The organism is Flavobacterium gillisiae (assembly GCF_900107635.1).
In the GTDB taxonomy this organism is placed as follows: domain Bacteria; phylum Bacteroidota; class Bacteroidia; order Flavobacteriales; family Flavobacteriaceae; genus Flavobacterium; species Flavobacterium gillisiae.
Window position 1 is genome coordinate 17,891 of sequence record NZ_FNRD01000015.1, and the last position, 15,449, is coordinate 33,339.

Below are 15,449 nucleotides of genomic sequence, written 5' to 3' on the forward strand. Positions count from 1 at the left end.
AAAGTGGCTTATTACTCAACAGTAGAGCAGTAACTAAAAAGAAAAGCAACCCTAGATAGTACCACAAATCTTTATAAAAATCACGCAAAATATTTGAGTCAAATAATTTACTAGCTATAATTGGGCTTAAAAAAACTATTAAAACACTTAAAGTAATTTAATGCTTAATTCATCCAAGAAAACAAAATGGTTTAAAATTATAAAAGTAAAATCATTAAATTTTCTTGGCTGTATCTACGGTAGAATTTTAAATATCCTAAATAAGTGATATAAGTCAGAAAAAATGAAATCAACATGATAATTAATTCTATTTTTAGATTAATTTCTTCTAAAAATAATAATTTTAGAATTAAAAAAACACTTAACAAATTAAAAATAAAGCTAATAACTCTTAAAAATCCATAAAGCGCCACATAATTCATAAGTTTAGATTGATGAGGTATGTTAATATTATAACTGTGATGAATTAATAATTTATTATAATCATCATTGATAAAATCCATTCGATAATAAATATCGTGTTTCTTGAAAATATCTTCTATTTTTGCTTTAATAAATCTTACGTAAGGTTCTCCTAATTCTTTCTTATAAACAGAATTGTTTAAGTTTAAAATGTTGCCTATCGACACACTTGAAATTGAAATAGGAATTAAAAATATAAATAATAAAAATCTGAGAAGAAAAGATAATAAAGTTAAACCCCAATTGAACGTGTTATTCTTTTTCTTTTTTTCAAAGTACTTTACTACTTTAGGAATACCTAATAGATTTTTAGAGGGATATCCAAACATCCACACTGTGAAATTTTCAATAGTCAAAGTAGAAAGAAAGCTTAGAACATGACCTAAAATATAAGATAATATAATGAAAAATGTTATGTAGGGTATTGAAATAGTATTATTCAAAGTTTTAATATTTTCTAATTTGAGATAAAACAAGATTCCTTCGTTATTTTGTAAAAAACAAACTAAAAATATTGCAAAGGCCCCCGGTATAAAATATCCAAGAAAGTCGAAAAGAGAAAAAGGATTTTTTTCCATAGTATAATACATAAATTTATTTTCAAATGTATGTATTATTCTATTATAATAATATTTTGTGGGTTCTTTAGTAGATGTTTGTCACTTTTTCTTTAATGAAGCGTGGAAAAATCTTAATACAATTACAAACATTTTGGTTCAACATACAATACATATCAGGTTCGACATTAATACTCACTACTCGAAGTCTTAACAAAATTAATATTGAAAGATCTACTGTACGAAGTCCCAGCTACACAAAGTGTATAGCCAAAAGTTCTATTCAAACATAAGGAACTGAAATTATAATGGAATACTTTTACTTCAAATAAAATCATCAATATCACTAAAAGTTGGTATTGCAATAGCTAATTAAAAGAGGTTTCTTTACATAAAGATGAACAGTACAAATTGAGTATATATTCCAGTGATGATGTGTTGTAACTTTACAAAAAGTGTGGATTATTGATGTTATTTAATAGTTACCTACTATTTTGCCCAACAAACTAAAAAAACATAGAATGGGACATATAAAACTTAAACCATCAAGGGAAATTAAAATTGATTTCCATCCTTCAGACTTGGATGAAAGTATTGTACCCGAAGAGAGTAAAAAAGTTGCTAAAGAATATCTTAATTCAAAAAAATTAGCAGAAAATGCAAATTTTGATATTATGATGATGTTAGAAGGTAAAGTAATTTTTGGTTATGATTATTTGTATAAAGGGAAAAAAATAATTTTACCCGAAGTCAATCCTGTTACTGTTTTTTATTCTAATTCTGTCATGTCATTTGGTTTGTTGAATCATTATAAAGAAAAATTACTTTCTGAATCTTCCGAAGTAGGAAAAGCGGGGGAAATGTTAAATCTCAATCATTCGGGAATATTTTTCCAATTGGCTACAAACTGTATTATTAATCTTCAATCAGCATTAGAAAGTTTTGCAAACCGTGTTATTCCTGAGAATTATTTATATATTGATAAAACGGGAAAGACAATTTTCCCAACCGTTTCATATAAATTATACAATACTTTACCAAAGCTAAAAACTATAGACTGGATATGCAAATAAAAGCCGCAGTATTAGTTAAGCAACATTTTTAAAATTATTTTTCTGTTTCCAGAATTCTTCTATTGTTTTGTAATCTAAAGCGGAATGCCTTCTTTTTCTGTTGTACCAGATTTCAATAAATTCGAATATATCGAGTTCCATTTGCTCTTTTGATATAAGCTTATTGCCATAAATCTGTTCCGTTTTTAAAGTTTTAAAAAAGCTCTCAGCTACCGCATTATCCCAACAATTCCCTTTTCTGCTCATACTTCTTGTAATCATTTTATAGGAATCAATCACATTGGTAAACTTCTTGCTGGCGTATTGAACACCTCTGTCGGAATGAAATACCAATCCTCTTACAATACTTCGATTTTTAATAGCCATTCTCCAAGCCGCCAAAGATGTTTCCTCTACACTCATCCCGCTGCTTAAACTCCAACCTATGATTTTTCTATCGTAGAGGTCTAAAACGGTTATCAAATATAAAAAGCCTTCTTTTACTCGGATATAGGTGATGTCCGACACCCAAGCTTTTGACGGTTCTGTAACCGTAAATTCTCTGTTCAAAACATTGGGAACTACTAAATACTTATGCTTGGAATTTGTTGTCACCTTGAATTTCTTGCTTAATTTGCTTCGTAAACCGAGTTGGTTCATATATTTGGCAACTGTAACCCTTGATGTTTTATTGCCTAAAAAAGCCAATTCAGCAGTCATTCTTGGACTTCCGTATCTCTGTTTCGAGTCAAAATAAATGGAAGTTATTTTTGCTTTAACAAGTTCAGCTCTTTGTTTTCTCTCTGAAACAGACTGGCTTTTCCATTGATAATAACTCCTTTGACCAACTTGCAATACTTTGCACATCTTTTCAATCGTAAATATCTTTTCATTATTTTTGATGAAAGTATAAATCATCGACCGTTTTTGGAAAAGATGCCTATTGCTTTTTTTAATATATCGCGTTCTAGTTCTGCGTCTTTGAGCTTTATTTCAAGTTCGGTAATTCGTTCCTGTTCTGGCGTTTGTTTTAAATTGCCGTTCCCAGGAAAACTTCCTTGTCCGAACTCTTCATACTCTTTTCGCCACTTATATAACTGTGGAGCAGTAACTGGATAAACCAGTTGATGATGTGCCACTCTTTCCAGTAAAAAAGAGGTACGGATTCCGGTTGAAGATGTGCCACTTTTTAAACTTAAATTAGGATACGATTCCAGTTGAAGATGTGCCACTTTTTAATTTAATTAAGGATACAGATTCCGTTTGAAGATGTGCCACTTTTATTTTAAAGGGAACACAATTCCGATTTTGGACATTTTACCAAATGTGCAATTATCTTAAAATTAATTAGAGTTAATTTCTATAACCAAGCTATTTATTTTAGCGGTTCTAAACCACTGATTATATGGCTCAAAGTTTATTAGAAATTATGGAATTACGAGAAATCATTAAGTTACGACTGTTAAAATTTAGCAATCGAAGAATCTCACAAAAACTAGGTATTCATCGCAATACCGTTAATAAATACGTCCAATTACTACAGGTAAGTGGTTTTGATGATCAGGAATTGTTGGAGTTGGAGGATTCATCGCTGCGAGATTTATTTCCATCATATGACACCATCGACACTAATCGATACGAAAAGTTATCCAAAAACTTCTCGTTCTATGCTTCTGAGCTAAAGAAGACAGGCTGCACTAAGCTTCGTCTATGGGAGGATTATATACTACAAAGTCCAGATGGCTACGGCTCTTCACAATTCAATTTTCATTTAAACAATTGGCTTGATAGAAAAAAAGGGAGCGGTAAGATCATTCATCAATATGGAGATAAGATGTTTGTCGATTATACTGGTAAAAAATTGACCATTGTTGACAAAACCACAGGTTTAATCAGTGAAGTAGAAGTTTTTGTTAGTATCCTACCAGCGAGTCAATACGTCTTTGTAGAGGCCTCTTTAAGTCAAAAAAGGGAGGATTTTATCAGTTCAATTAATAATGCGCTTGATTTTTACGGGGGTGTTCCTAAAGTTGTCACTCCAGACAATCTCAAATCAGCCGTTACTAAAGCCTCTAAATACGAACCCGTTTTAAACAAAGCATTTAAAGATCAAGGCTTACATTATGGGTTTTGCATCAATCCGACTCGTAGTTATAGCCCTCGAGACAAAAGTTTGGTTGAGGGAGCTGTAAAACTAATATACCAACATGTCTTTTATGATTTATCCAAACAGACCTTCTTCAGCTTGATCCAATTAAATAATGCTATACAAGAACTCTTAGAGATTTTTAATTTAAAGGAGATGAAGACTTACGGTGCCAGTCGCTTTAAGCTTTTTAATCAATACGAGAAACATTGTTTATCTGCCTTGCCAATGGAAAAATATGAGCTTAAGGAATTCAAAGTAGCTAGAGTTCAAAAGATGGGATATATTCACTTGTCGGCAGACAAAAACTATTATAGCGTTCCCTTTCGATATATTGGGGAAAAGGTTGAAATTCAATACAATCAGGATACCGTTGATGTATTCCACAAACACAGTCGTATTGCTACCCACCAAAGAAGTTTTAAGAAAGGAAGCTATAATACAATTGAGAATCATTTAGCAAGTTCACATCAGTTTTATAGTCAATGGAAACCTGACTTTTTTCTGCAACAAGCCAATGAATTAGGTGAATCTGTTTACCAATTGGTGTCACAATTATTTGCTCAGGCAGCTTATCCTGAAATAACTTATAAGCGCGCCTTAGGAATCATTCATTTAAAGTCAAAATACAGTAAGGATCGTATCGATAACGCCTGCCAGATGGCATTGGAAAATCAAATCATTAGCTACAGTAGTGTCAAAAACATATTAGAGAACAATATGGATTTACAGCAGTCTGCGGATGATTTACGACAAATCCCAAAACACAACAATATTAGAAATAATTATTACTAACCCACAAACAATATTCAAATGAACAATCAAGTAGCTATTGAAAAAATGAAACAATTAAAATTGTATGGAATGGCAGAATTTCATCAACGAAACCTGGAAGCACAACAATACCAAGACTACACCCTGGATCAGTACATCGCACTTTTGTTAGAACAAGAGTACGATTACAGGACCAATAAAAAAACGTACAACTTGATTAAACTAGCTGGATTTAGTATCCTGGCTAATGTTGAAAACATCATCTATCAGAGCGATAGAAATCTTAATAGAAATCAATTTGAACGACTCGTAAATCTAGATTTTATTGCTCATAAAGAAAACATACTATTCACAGGGGCTACAGGAACAGGTAAAAGTTATCTTGCTCAAGCCTTAGGGATGAAAGCTTGTTTAAAACAGTTTAGAGTAATCCATTTCAACACATCAAAACTAATGGAAAAGTTGAAGTTGGCAAGAATAGAAGGTACCTATTCAAAGTTCATTGAAAAAATAGAAAAATGTGATTTATTGATACTAGACGACTTTGGACTAACTCCCTTCGAAAGCAATTCAAGACAAGCATTAATGGAAATAGTAGAAGCAAAATATGATAAAAGCAGTATTATAATAACATCACAAATTCCTGTCAGTGAATGGCATTCGATAATAGGCGAAAGTACTTTGGCAGACGCAGTTTTAGATAGGATAATTTATTCTTCGCATCGCATCGAGCTGGAAGGCGAATCACTAAGAAAAATCAGAAAATTAAATCAATAAAAAAATGTAAATTTGAACAGAAATTAGCTCATTATTTTGTGGCACATCATGACCGGAATTAGTGGCACATCATGACTGGAATATACAGTAACTCCTAATTCTCTGGCCAGTTCTGAGATGTTATGTCTATCATAACTCAATTGAACGGCTTTCTCTTTAAAAGCTCGGTCATAAATTTTACGCACTTGTTTCATAAGTTAAAATTAAGGTTTTATTCTTAACTATTTATGCGAGTAAAGTTAGCATGTCCAGACTTTAAACAAGCAAAAAATAAAAAGTATAACAAATCAATAGACAAACTTATCCAATTAAGAAATGATATTGTACATTTAAAACCCGTTGAAAAAACCAATTCAGGCTATAAAGGTATTTATCGCGATTTATTAGATTTTGATTTTCAAAAAACCATATTGGCTGTAAAAATTTTTATGAATTTTTATGAAAATAATTTAATAGAAGAATGTCAATGCGGAAAAAATTTGTTTTACGACACAATTGAAAATAAATAAAAACAGCAAGTAACCATCGTTTTGAGCTAGTTTGTCATTTAGTGGGATTACCAATATAGAATTTTAAATCAACAATTTTAACTAAATTAATTTACTACTATGGCAGAGTATAGAATATCAGGGATTTGGAAAGATGATAATAGTGTAATAACTCACTATGCAGTTCATTTGAGAACTAGAAATGCAAATGGGAAGGGTAATTTAATTGCTCATGCAGTAAAGATGACTAAAGCAGCCGCAGTTACGCTTTTGCAAAATCAACAAAATAGTGCAAAAACCTATTTATGGAATTACACAACAGCTAGTTGGTTCGCTGGTGGAGATACACATGTAGTTAATGGTAATCCTCCATTCCTAAGAACAACTCACGATGCAACAGTAAAAGACAATCTACTTCATCTGATAGATTATGGCTATGTATATTAATATAAGGCAATTAAAAACACTTGCTACTGCAGGGCTTACATATTAAAATGATTTATTCATAATAGATTAAGTAAAACAGATATATAATTAAATATGAATAATATGAAAATTAAAACTTTAGAAATAAAAAATTTTCGACTGCTCAAAGATGTAAGTCTTTCTTTGGAGGATGATACTACTGTCATCGTAGGGAGAAATAACTCAGGAAAAACATCACTGACAGAAATTTTCCGCCGTTTAACTGGTGATAAAACACCTTCGTTTTCTTTACATGATTTTAGTGTTCCCGCTATCACTGGCTTTACAAATGCACTTCACGCAAAACTTGCGGGTGAGGATGATGACGTAGTTCGAGCAGAAATACCTGCTATTGAAATCAAAATTACAATTCAATATCCAACTGAAGCAGTTGATCTAGGTGTACTTGGAGATTTTATAATTGATCTTGATGTAGCTACAAATACTATCACAGTTGCCATTCAATATTTACTTAAATATGGAAAAATCAATGCTCTTTTTGATGGAATAGAAGATGAAAGCCCAGAGAGTATTTCGCTATTTCATAAGTCATTAAAAGAAAAAATTCCTAATCTCTATGAAACGCGTATCATAGCTATAGATCCGAATGATCCTGAAAATGCTATCTTGATGGATTATTCCAAATTTAAACTCCTCATAGGTGCAGGTTTTATTAATGCACAACGTGGGCTTGATGATGTCACCCATGCTGAGAAAGATGTATTGGGTAAGGTTTTAGCAAAGTTGTTCAAGACTTCTACATCAGTGACAGCACCAGCTGATATGAAAGTTCAATCAGATGCATTAAAAGGTATAATCGACAATATTCAAGGCACCGTCGATGCTGATTTCAACGCTCGGCTAGATTTGCTTATGCCTGCCCTTGGGTTATTTGGTTATCCTGGTCTTTCAGACCCCACTTTAAGTACAGAAACAACGATTGATATCTCAAATATTTTAGAAAGTCATACAAAAATTAGGTATGCGCAGGGAAATAATCTTTTTCTTCCTGAAACGTATAATGGTCTTGGTTCAAGAAACTTGATCTATATACTGTTTCAACTTTTTGAATTTTTCCGTGAATATCAAAGCAGATCTATTTCAAATAGCTTAGACATTATTTTTATTGAAGAACCTGAAGCGCATTTGCATCCGCAAATGCAACAGATATTTATTAGGAAGCTGGATGAGATAGCAAAAGAATTCTCTAGAACTCTAAACGGAGGAATAGCGTGGCCAGTGCAATTTGTGGTAACTACTCACTCAACACACATAGCTAACGAAGCAAAGTTTGAATCAATTCGTTATTTTCTAACATCAACAAATGCACAACGAGAAACAACAATAAAAGATTTAAGGAAAGAATTTACCGTTCCGGCACTTGCGGCAGATAAAGAGTTTCTACATAAATATCTTACTTTAACAAAGTGTGATCTCTATTTTGCAGACAAAGCAATCTTGATTGAAGGTGCAGTAGAAAGAATAATGATGCCTTTGCTTATCACAAAAAGTGACGCTACTGATATAACAAATCCTCCGCTAGCTACGCAATATGTTACCACAATAGAAGTTGGTGGAGCATACGCGCACCATTTTTACAAGTTTCTTGACTTTCTTGAATTAAGGTGTCTAGTAATTACTGACTTAGATTCAGTATCTCAAGCAGCCGGCAGTACCACTTATAGCGGTTGTCTAGTTAATAGAGGTACACATACATCAAATGCAGGTATAAAAAACTGGTTTGCATCAGGCACACAGGGACATTATCCACTTCCTGACTGTATAGCCAAAACTAATGAACAAAAGATCTCAGGATCAAGAAGAATTGCATTTCAAATTCCTGAAAATGGTATGACAGCTATAGGAAGAAGTTTTGAAGAAGCATTAATTTTGGCAAATAGAACCAAGTTTGGAGTTGCCGGAGCTACCGGGGCATTAATAGAAGCAAATGCAGAATCACTAGCTCCAAATAATAAGAAAAAAACAGAGTTTGCTCTCAAATATGGATTAGATGACATCATATGGCAAGCTCCATTATATATAGTAGAGGGACTTCAGTGGTTGGCTAGAAATCCTATTCCACCTATGGCTGAAGTAGTTGTTGTTAATAAACCTGAAGAATAAATTATGAGTACAGAAGTAAATATTAGTCCTGCAGAAAAGGCTTCGATTGAATGCTTAAAAAAGGTCTATCATGCAATTGACAAACAAAAGAACTTTCTCGTTGAAGCTGGTGCAGGTGCAGGTAAGACGTATACATTGATAAAAGCACTAAAGTATTTGATTGAGAAAAATGCGGATGCATATTTAAAAGCAAATAAAAGAATTGCATGTATTACTTATACCAAAGTCGCTAGAAACGAGATCCGCTCTAGAACTGATAATCACCCTGCGATATTTGCTGATACGATCCACGCATTTGCTTGGGGGGCTATACAAGATTTTCAGAAAGCATTACGTGAAAGGATATCGGGTTTAAGTGATAACTGGCAATCGCGGGTCGATGAGATTGGAGGGATAACCAATCAACAGGTCGTCTATAATCTAGGATATCCAAAGATTACAAATGATGAAATTTCCCTGCATCACGACGATGTGATTAAACTACTGACGTCATTTTTAAATGATGAAAAGTTTAAAAGAATATTGACGAGTAGATACCCAATAATTTTAATCGACGAATATCAGGATACTAATAGACATTTAGCGGATGCTTTGGTAGCTAATTTCATCGAGACTGAAAGTGGCCCAATGATTGGTTTTTTCGGAGACCATTGGCAGAGAATATATGGCACTGCTTCAGTTGGTTTAATTCAAGCGAGTGAAGCTAAACTCGAATTAATCGGCAAAAAAGCAAACTTCCGTTCTGACAAAAACATTGTTGCTGCCCTCAATAATATGAGACCTCAATTAAAACAGTTTGAGTACGACCCAGAATCCGAAGGCGATATTATTGTTTTCCATGCGAATAATTGGATAGGTGTACGAAGAACCGATGGACATTCTGCTGGTGATCTTCCTGCGAAAACAGCACATAATTATCTGGAATGGACAAAGAATAGATTGAATGATCAAGGTTGGAATATTTCATCTGACAATACCAAGATCCTTATGCTTACAAACAATGTATTGGCTTCAGAACAAGGTTATCAAAAAGTTTTTGCAACATTTAGTGATACGGACGATTTCCTAAAAAAAAATGACCATTATATTAGTTTCTTGGCAGATGTGGTTGAGGTTGGGTCTGTTGCATTTGTGCAAAAAAAATATGGAGAAATGATTGAAGCATTTAAATTAAGTACTCCTCGTATAAGGACGCATTCTGACAAGAAAGTTTGGCATGATGATCTGACGGCTCTACTTACTCTCCAACAAGCGGGGACAATAGGAGAAGTAATAGATTTGCTTAAGACAACAAGGAAGCCAAGATTATCAAGAAAGGTGGGAGAAAGAGAGCAACGCTTTGCTGAAATCTCTGCAATCGTGGAAGAGGATAGAATCGATGAAGACAAAAAGTTCTTCGCCAAAATTCAAGCTATACGATCTATACCTTACTCTGAAATTAAGAATGTGGTAAAATACATTGATAATAAGACCCTTTATTCAACAAAACATGGTGTTAAAGGTGCTGAATTTGAAAATGTTATAGTTGTTCTTGGGCGCGGTTGGAATCATTATAACTGGAATCAACTTCTAGAATGGATCCATGGAGGTGTACCAGCACTAAAACAAGATACATTTGAACGTAATAGAAATTTGTTTTATGTGGCATGCTCAAGACCAAAGAAAAGGTTAAGTCTATTATTTACACAAGAATTATCAGCTAAAGCAATTTTAGGGCTACAATCATTGTTTGGAAATGTTATTATTCAAGCTGATTTACAAATTTAGAATTCCGATCGCTCCCCTCGCTAGGCAAGCGTCACGCTTGTGCCCCGATCGCTCGGATATGTTAGTTATCGCTCGGTTCGTTAGCGCAGAATTGCATTCTGTGCCCACAAAGATTGTCTCGTCTTAAAATAAATTTAATAAAAGAATCGCTAAATAATCCCGACCGCTCGGATATGTTAGTTATCGTTCGGTTCGTTAGCGCAGAATTGCATTCTGTGCCCACAAATACTGTATCGTCTTAAAATATATCTAATAAAATAATCCCTAAATCATTCTCAAAATAAAGCCCGCTTCCGCGCGGATCCTTTCGTGTGGAAATCGTACGAAGAGGTTCTTATAAAGTGTGGATGTGACTCCCCTTTTTACACTCAAACAAAAGTATTCAATTCGCGAATCACACACTATACTATTTGTAGCTACATCAATAAAAATAAAGGTTTGGCGTTTAATCAAATCTATAATCTAAATGGAATGGTATATAATAATAGGGATAGCTGTTGTTTGGGTGTTGTAAGACTTTACTTTAGAGGGAAATTTTATGAGCGTATGAGAAACAAGCATCTTAATGATAGTTGGAGGAATAGGAAAAAATAAAAGGTGCTGTGAGGTGTCTTTTTTTTGGGGATTATGGAAAACCGTAAAGAACCAACATTATATTGCTATACTTTTACTTCAAAGGAATACATAAATATCACTAAAAGTGGGTATTGTGATAACTACTTAAAAAAGGTTTCTTTACACAAAGATAAATCTCACAAATTCAATTAAAAATTTGCAAAAAGTGTAACTTATTGATGTTATATTTAAGTTGTGCGTCATGATATGGCGACTTTGCTACTATTTAAATATTTCAGTTGAACAAAATAATAACTAAAACAAAATGACATGAAAAATTTAATCACATTATTAATAATCGGCCTGCTTTCAACAAGTTGTGGAGGAAGTAGCGACAATTCTCAAGCGAGAAACAAAACGACAAATTCGACAGTTACACAATGGTATGAAGGAGGAACATTACACAAAGCAAAAATAGCTGAATGGAAAACCGCCACAGACAAGAATAAACTGTCTACTTGTGGTGACTTTATGGCTATTGTTGACAACTCAGTTTCTATGGACATTCTCAAAATAAGAGCAGAAGACTTGAAACTATGTATTGATGAAGCAACAAAAGGTTTAGACAGTACAAACAATGAGGCAGTTTCAACTATTGCTGCTTTATGCATTAAACAAATGGAATACTAAAAGTAAAATGAAAATAATAATAATAATAATAATAATAATGATCACCGTATTTGTGGCAGCAAGTATTATGTCTTGCCAAAATTACACCACGGAAACTCAACAGACTGAACAAGTACAAAAAGTTGAGAAAATTGACGATACTGAAAAAATCGAAAAAGTTTTTGGAAAGTTTAAATCACTTTACAATCAGTTGCTTGAATTCAAAGACAAGGATAACTTCAAAAAGTTTGGATTTGGTCAAGGTAGTCCCTATAATAAATGGTTAAAAGAAGTTGAACAGCTTGAAAACAACGCTGACTCTAAACTCCTCCTACAAAAAGGTTTTGTTGCTGGTGATCTTAAATCTCTGGGAATGGAATATGTTGGTTCTAAAGGACAAAAAACAGAAGTTACAAATTACTTTAATAATATATTCTTAGAGGCTATAAATCCTAAACCAGTTGAGTAAGGGGAAACTGCCTCAGGATGATAATTATGAACAAATCAAGAAAGAATAATTAATTTGTCCAGGATAATTAATTTATGCAATAAATACCCCGATCGCTCGGATATGTTAGTTATCGTTCGGCTCGTTAGCGCAGAATTGCATCCCGATCGCTCGGATATGTTAGTTATCGTTCGGCTCGTTAGCGCAGAATTGCATTCTGTGCCCACAAAGATGATCTCGTCTTAAAATAAATTTAATAAAAGAATCGCTAAATCATTCTCTAAAGAAGCCCCGCTACCGCACAAATCCTTTCATGTGGAATTCGTAGGTAGCTTCTCAACGAAGGGGTTATTATAAATTAGAAGAAATGTAGCTACCCCATGAACATCTAGATTTCTATTTAATAAATAAGAAAAACCACATTTATTACACGCAAAATTTGTAAAAAGATGTATACATTTGATGTTATATACAAGTTATGCATTATTATGAAAAAACCTAGTTCATCTAAAATATTTCAGGAACTTGTAAAGAAAACCAGTTATAAGGATAAAGTTAACTCAAACTTGATTAGTCTTACAAATATGACTTTTTTTCTAGGTGCTGGATTTTCAAAATCTTGGGATTTAAATTATCCAACTGGTCAAGAACTTTTCTCTTTGGATAGAGATGATATATCGGATGATTTTTTTGAGTTTTTACTAAGCATTGGCTACACAGATTTGAGTAGTATTGGATTCAATGAATTCAAAGAAATTGCATACCAAATAAGTATGCAAAAAAAATATCCTTCACTTAGAAGAAGATACATAGATGAATACAATTTAGAGATTATTGAGAATGAAATTAGTTCCATCATCACTAAAAGATTTAATAAACTTGTTCCTCTAAATTATATTGAGGACGCATCTCATAAATTAAAGTTAGAAAAAAGCCCTAACCAAAACCAAAAAAATATTGTGGCCTTTTTTAATTGGTTAGAATCTCATAAAACTGGGGATACCGACCAAATTCCAGAAGGCTTAAGAATTAATTTTATTACTACTAATTATGATTTTTTGATAGAGTCAATTTTGGACGAGACACTTGGAGCGGACGATACACATTTGATTTATGCTTATCGAGGTTTTACACCTAAAACTACAAATAAAGTAAAAACACCAACAACAGTTCATCGTCATTGGTTGGTTCAGAATTTAATTAAACTAAATGGAGGTTTTGAGATATTTGGTTCCGATGAACAAGGATTTAGTGTTGATTATACAAAAAAATCCGCTAAAGATTTAGACCGTAAAGCACCAACATTAATTCTTCCAAATAGAGAACAAGATTATACAGGTAAATATTTTCAAACTATTTTTCCAAAAGCCGTTAGAACGTTACAAGAAACTAAAATACTAGTAATTGTAGGTTATAGCATTCCAGAAGAAGATGCCTTAATAAGATTATTACTTAGACAATTTGCAGAAGAAAATGTTGATGGGACAGAGAAAGTTATTTTCTTCATTGATATGATGAATGAAGAAACTCAAATACAAAAGTTGGAAAGTGTCTTTCCTTATCATAATAGAGCACGAAAACGATATAACATTATACCATTTGAGGGAACATTTAATGATTGGGTAAACGAAATAATAGCGCTAAACAACAATGCACAACACCGTATATAATTTATTGCTAGTTTTAGCTTACCTACGAAATTCCTCGCGGACTTTCTATTAGGTTTTTTTTATCAAAATGGGTGCTTAAATACGGCACCAAACCATATACATAAACGTAGGTGCAAGCTGAAAAAAAACATAAAAATGACAAAGAAATTTTTAGATTTAAATACTGCTTTTCCATTAATGGAGAAATTCGATCAAGAAGTTTTTAAAAAAGTTTTTCCAAAATCTACTTATTTACAAGCTTATTTCGGAGGAAAAATAGCTGGTAAATTTGATTACAAAAATTTATTTGAAGAAACTGACTACGAAATATCAAAAGATCAATCTTTTATTCATTACACTTCATTACAAGCATTAACAAGTATCTTAAATAATGGATATTTCAGATGGTCAGAGTTTAGGCATTTTGAAGATATAGAAGAACTACATTATGCTTCCAAAATTTTTGATGATATTGATTCATTAAAATCGAATGGAGAGAGAATTAATGACCAAAAAGGGAATTGTTTTGCTTTATCAGCTTGTTTAAATACCGAAAAAACTCGTAAAAATCCTTTTATGTGGGAAAAATATGGAAACAAAGGAAAAGGAGTTATTATTCAATTTAAAATAAATTATGATGAAATATTCAATTTTCTTTTAGGAAAAGTTCAATATGGAGAAGATGGTATGAAATACCTAGTTAATCTCAAAAAACTTGCCGAAAAATTTAGACTAAATAATGATGGTTTCACTTATGATCATTTTCCAGAAAGAATAATGGAGTTTTTAGCATTTCACAAACAAGAAAAATATCTATCAGAAAATGAAGTCCGATTTTTTTTCAGAAAAAGTAAGAGTAAAGATGATAAACATAATCACCCATCAATTTATGAAGATATTACGTATAATAATGAAGTAAGATATTTCTTTAAAACTTTTTTAACTGAAAGAAAATCCATTTTAGAATTAGAAATCAATGATGAAGATAATAGGAATGAATATTTTAAACTTTATCCAACTATTGAAATCGAGGAAATAATTTTAGGAAATAATTTAGAAATTGCAAGAAAAGTAGAAATATTTCAACTACTGGAAATCTTACAAATTAAATACAATTATAATTATAAATTATATCAATTAACAAACGAAAATAAAATAGTTGAATCTAATGGAATATTTTAGCCTCCGATAAACTCTTTTGAGGGTATTTAATGCGCACATTCTGGGTGGTTGATTTCATGTTATGCAAGGGCTGTAGCATCGTGATTTACGCAAGCCAATACGATTGCATTGGCTTCGGCTAAATGGATTCCTTTGGTTGTTCCTCGTGCTCCGCGAAAGATATCGATTCATAATACTATTGGTTATGTCATCAAATAAAATAGAATGGTTTCTCAATTCGTTCAAACTCATAAACAAAAACGAAAGGTTTTTTGTCAAGTAAATCAGTTCCATTAATGGATTGCCATAAAAAGAAAAAAAATTCAATTGCATAAATATCTGTATAAGAGGCGTC

15 protein-coding genes are annotated in these 15,449 nt (G+C 32.4%); 11 read left to right on the plus strand and 4 right to left on the minus strand.

The features are described from left to right. Window positions 1-197: 197 nt before the first annotated feature. Complete coding sequence (locus tag BLV35_RS17125) at window positions 198-1,040, minus strand: hypothetical protein (RefSeq protein ID WP_091093103.1); 843 nt, start codon at window positions 1,038-1,040, stop codon at window positions 198-200. Window positions 1,041-1,540: 500 nt separating this feature from the next. Here BLV35_RS17125 and BLV35_RS17130 point away from each other — a divergent pair, with 500 nt between their 5' ends. Further along, window positions 1,541-2,092 (plus strand): hypothetical protein, encoded by a 552-nt coding sequence (locus BLV35_RS17130; RefSeq protein ID WP_091093107.1) that lies wholly within the window; start codon window positions 1,541-1,543, stop codon window positions 2,090-2,092. A gap of 15 nt (window positions 2,093-2,107) precedes the next feature. Here BLV35_RS17130 and BLV35_RS17135 read toward each other — a convergent pair whose 3' ends face one another. Together BLV35_RS17135 and BLV35_RS17140 are read right to left on the minus strand one after the other, a co-directional pair. After that, window positions 2,108-3,028, minus strand: coding sequence for an IS3 family transposase (locus BLV35_RS17135; protein WP_143031878.1), 921 nt, complete (start codon window positions 3,026-3,028; stop codon window positions 2,108-2,110). Further along, window positions 2,986-3,303: a hypothetical protein gene (locus tag BLV35_RS17140; protein WP_091093115.1), complete on the minus strand. Its 318-nt coding sequence runs from the start codon at window positions 3,301-3,303 to the stop codon at window positions 2,986-2,988. The genes BLV35_RS17135 and BLV35_RS17140 overlap by 43 nt, the downstream gene beginning before the upstream one ends. 173 nt (window positions 3,304-3,476) lie before the next feature. Between BLV35_RS17140 and istA the strand changes: the two genes are divergently transcribed. Both istA and istB read left to right on the plus strand, forming a co-directional pair. Next, window positions 3,477-5,012, plus strand: coding sequence for an IS21 family transposase (gene istA / locus BLV35_RS17145; protein WP_091093117.1), 1,536 nt, complete (start codon window positions 3,477-3,479; stop codon window positions 5,010-5,012). 18 nt (window positions 5,013-5,030) lie between these two features. After that, entirely contained in the window at window positions 5,031-5,768 is a 738-nt protein-coding gene (gene istB / locus BLV35_RS17150; RefSeq protein WP_091093120.1) for an IS21-like element helper ATPase IstB, read from the plus strand. Between the two features lie 23 nt (window positions 5,769-5,791). Here istB and BLV35_RS19175 read toward each other — a convergent pair whose 3' ends face one another. Continuing rightward, the gene (locus BLV35_RS19175) at window positions 5,792-5,962 is read right to left on the minus strand and encodes a transposase (protein WP_143031879.1); all 171 of its coding nucleotides are present in this window, start codon (window positions 5,960-5,962) and stop codon (window positions 5,792-5,794) included. Window positions 5,963-5,995: 33 nt separating this feature from the next. Between BLV35_RS19175 and BLV35_RS17155 the strand changes: the two genes are divergently transcribed. From BLV35_RS17155 to BLV35_RS17190, 8 genes are all read left to right on the plus strand, one after another. Beyond that, complete coding sequence (locus BLV35_RS17155) at window positions 5,996-6,277, plus strand: hypothetical protein (protein ID WP_091093123.1); 282 nt, start codon at window positions 5,996-5,998, stop codon at window positions 6,275-6,277. Window positions 6,278-6,376: 99 nt separating this feature from the next. Further along, window positions 6,377-6,703, plus strand: a complete 327-nt coding sequence (locus BLV35_RS17160; RefSeq protein ID WP_091093125.1) for a DUF3892 domain-containing protein — start codon at window positions 6,377-6,379, stop codon at window positions 6,701-6,703. Window positions 6,704-6,805: 102 nt separating this feature from the next. Then, window positions 6,806-8,845 (plus strand): ATP-dependent nuclease, encoded by a 2,040-nt coding sequence (locus BLV35_RS17165; RefSeq protein WP_091093358.1) that lies wholly within the window; start codon window positions 6,806-6,808, stop codon window positions 8,843-8,845. 3 nt (window positions 8,846-8,848) lie between these two features. Further along, window positions 8,849-10,612 carry a UvrD-helicase domain-containing protein gene (locus BLV35_RS17170; protein ID WP_091093127.1) on the plus strand — a complete coding sequence of 588 codons (1,764 nt, stop codon included), beginning with the start codon at window positions 8,849-8,851 and terminating at the stop codon, window positions 10,610-10,612. Between the two features lie 885 nt (window positions 10,613-11,497). Then, window positions 11,498-11,857 carry a hypothetical protein gene (locus BLV35_RS17175; protein WP_091093129.1) on the plus strand — a complete coding sequence of 120 codons (360 nt, stop codon included), beginning with the start codon at window positions 11,498-11,500 and terminating at the stop codon, window positions 11,855-11,857. 7 nt (window positions 11,858-11,864) lie between these two features. Continuing rightward, window positions 11,865-12,305, plus strand: coding sequence for a hypothetical protein (locus tag BLV35_RS17180; RefSeq protein ID WP_091093132.1), 441 nt, complete (start codon window positions 11,865-11,867; stop codon window positions 12,303-12,305). 467 nt (window positions 12,306-12,772) lie between these two features. After that, a complete protein-coding gene (locus tag BLV35_RS17185; RefSeq protein WP_176980650.1) occupies window positions 12,773-13,954 on the plus strand; it encodes an SIR2 family protein in 1,182 nt (393 codons plus the stop codon). 135 nt (window positions 13,955-14,089) lie between these two features. Further along, window positions 14,090-15,115 carry a DUF2971 domain-containing protein gene (locus tag BLV35_RS17190; RefSeq protein ID WP_143031880.1) on the plus strand — a complete coding sequence of 342 codons (1,026 nt, stop codon included), beginning with the start codon at window positions 14,090-14,092 and terminating at the stop codon, window positions 15,113-15,115. Window positions 15,116-15,449 lie beyond the last annotated feature (334 nt).

What these genes read in the sequence shown, in the direction of transcription:
- BLV35_RS17165 (WP_091093358.1), top strand. Translation starts at nt 6,806, where the DNA reads ATGAAAATTAAAACTTTAGAAATAAAAAATTTTCGACTGCTCAAAGAT.
- BLV35_RS17190 (WP_143031880.1), top strand. Translation starts at nt 14,090, where the DNA reads ATGACAAAGAAATTTTTAGATTTAAATACTGCTTTTCCATTAATGGAG.
- BLV35_RS17155 (WP_091093123.1), top strand. Translation starts at nt 5,996, where the DNA reads ATGCGAGTAAAGTTAGCATGTCCAGACTTTAAACAAGCAAAAAATAAA.
- BLV35_RS17160 (WP_091093125.1), top strand. Translation starts at nt 6,377, where the DNA reads ATGGCAGAGTATAGAATATCAGGGATTTGGAAAGATGATAATAGTGTA.
- BLV35_RS17185 (WP_176980650.1), top strand. Translation starts at nt 12,773, where the DNA reads ATGAAAAAACCTAGTTCATCTAAAATATTTCAGGAACTTGTAAAGAAA.
- istB (WP_091093120.1), top strand. Translation starts at nt 5,031, where the DNA reads ATGAACAATCAAGTAGCTATTGAAAAAATGAAACAATTAAAATTGTAT.
- istA (WP_091093117.1), top strand. Translation starts at nt 3,477, where the DNA reads ATGGCTCAAAGTTTATTAGAAATTATGGAATTACGAGAAATCATTAAG.
- BLV35_RS17170 (WP_091093127.1), top strand. Translation starts at nt 8,849, where the DNA reads ATGAGTACAGAAGTAAATATTAGTCCTGCAGAAAAGGCTTCGATTGAA.
- BLV35_RS17130 (WP_091093107.1), top strand. Translation starts at nt 1,541, where the DNA reads ATGGGACATATAAAACTTAAACCATCAAGGGAAATTAAAATTGATTTC.
- BLV35_RS17175 (WP_091093129.1), top strand. Translation starts at nt 11,498, where the DNA reads ATGAAAAATTTAATCACATTATTAATAATCGGCCTGCTTTCAACAAGT.
- BLV35_RS19175 (WP_143031879.1), bottom strand. Translation starts at nt 5,962, where the DNA reads ATGAAACAAGTGCGTAAAATTTATGACCGAGCTTTTAAAGAGAAAGCC.
- BLV35_RS17125 (WP_091093103.1), bottom strand. Translation starts at nt 1,040, where the DNA reads ATGGAAAAAAATCCTTTTTCTCTTTTCGACTTTCTTGGATATTTTATA.
- BLV35_RS17180 (WP_091093132.1), top strand. Translation starts at nt 11,865, where the DNA reads ATGAAAATAATAATAATAATAATAATAATAATGATCACCGTATTTGTG.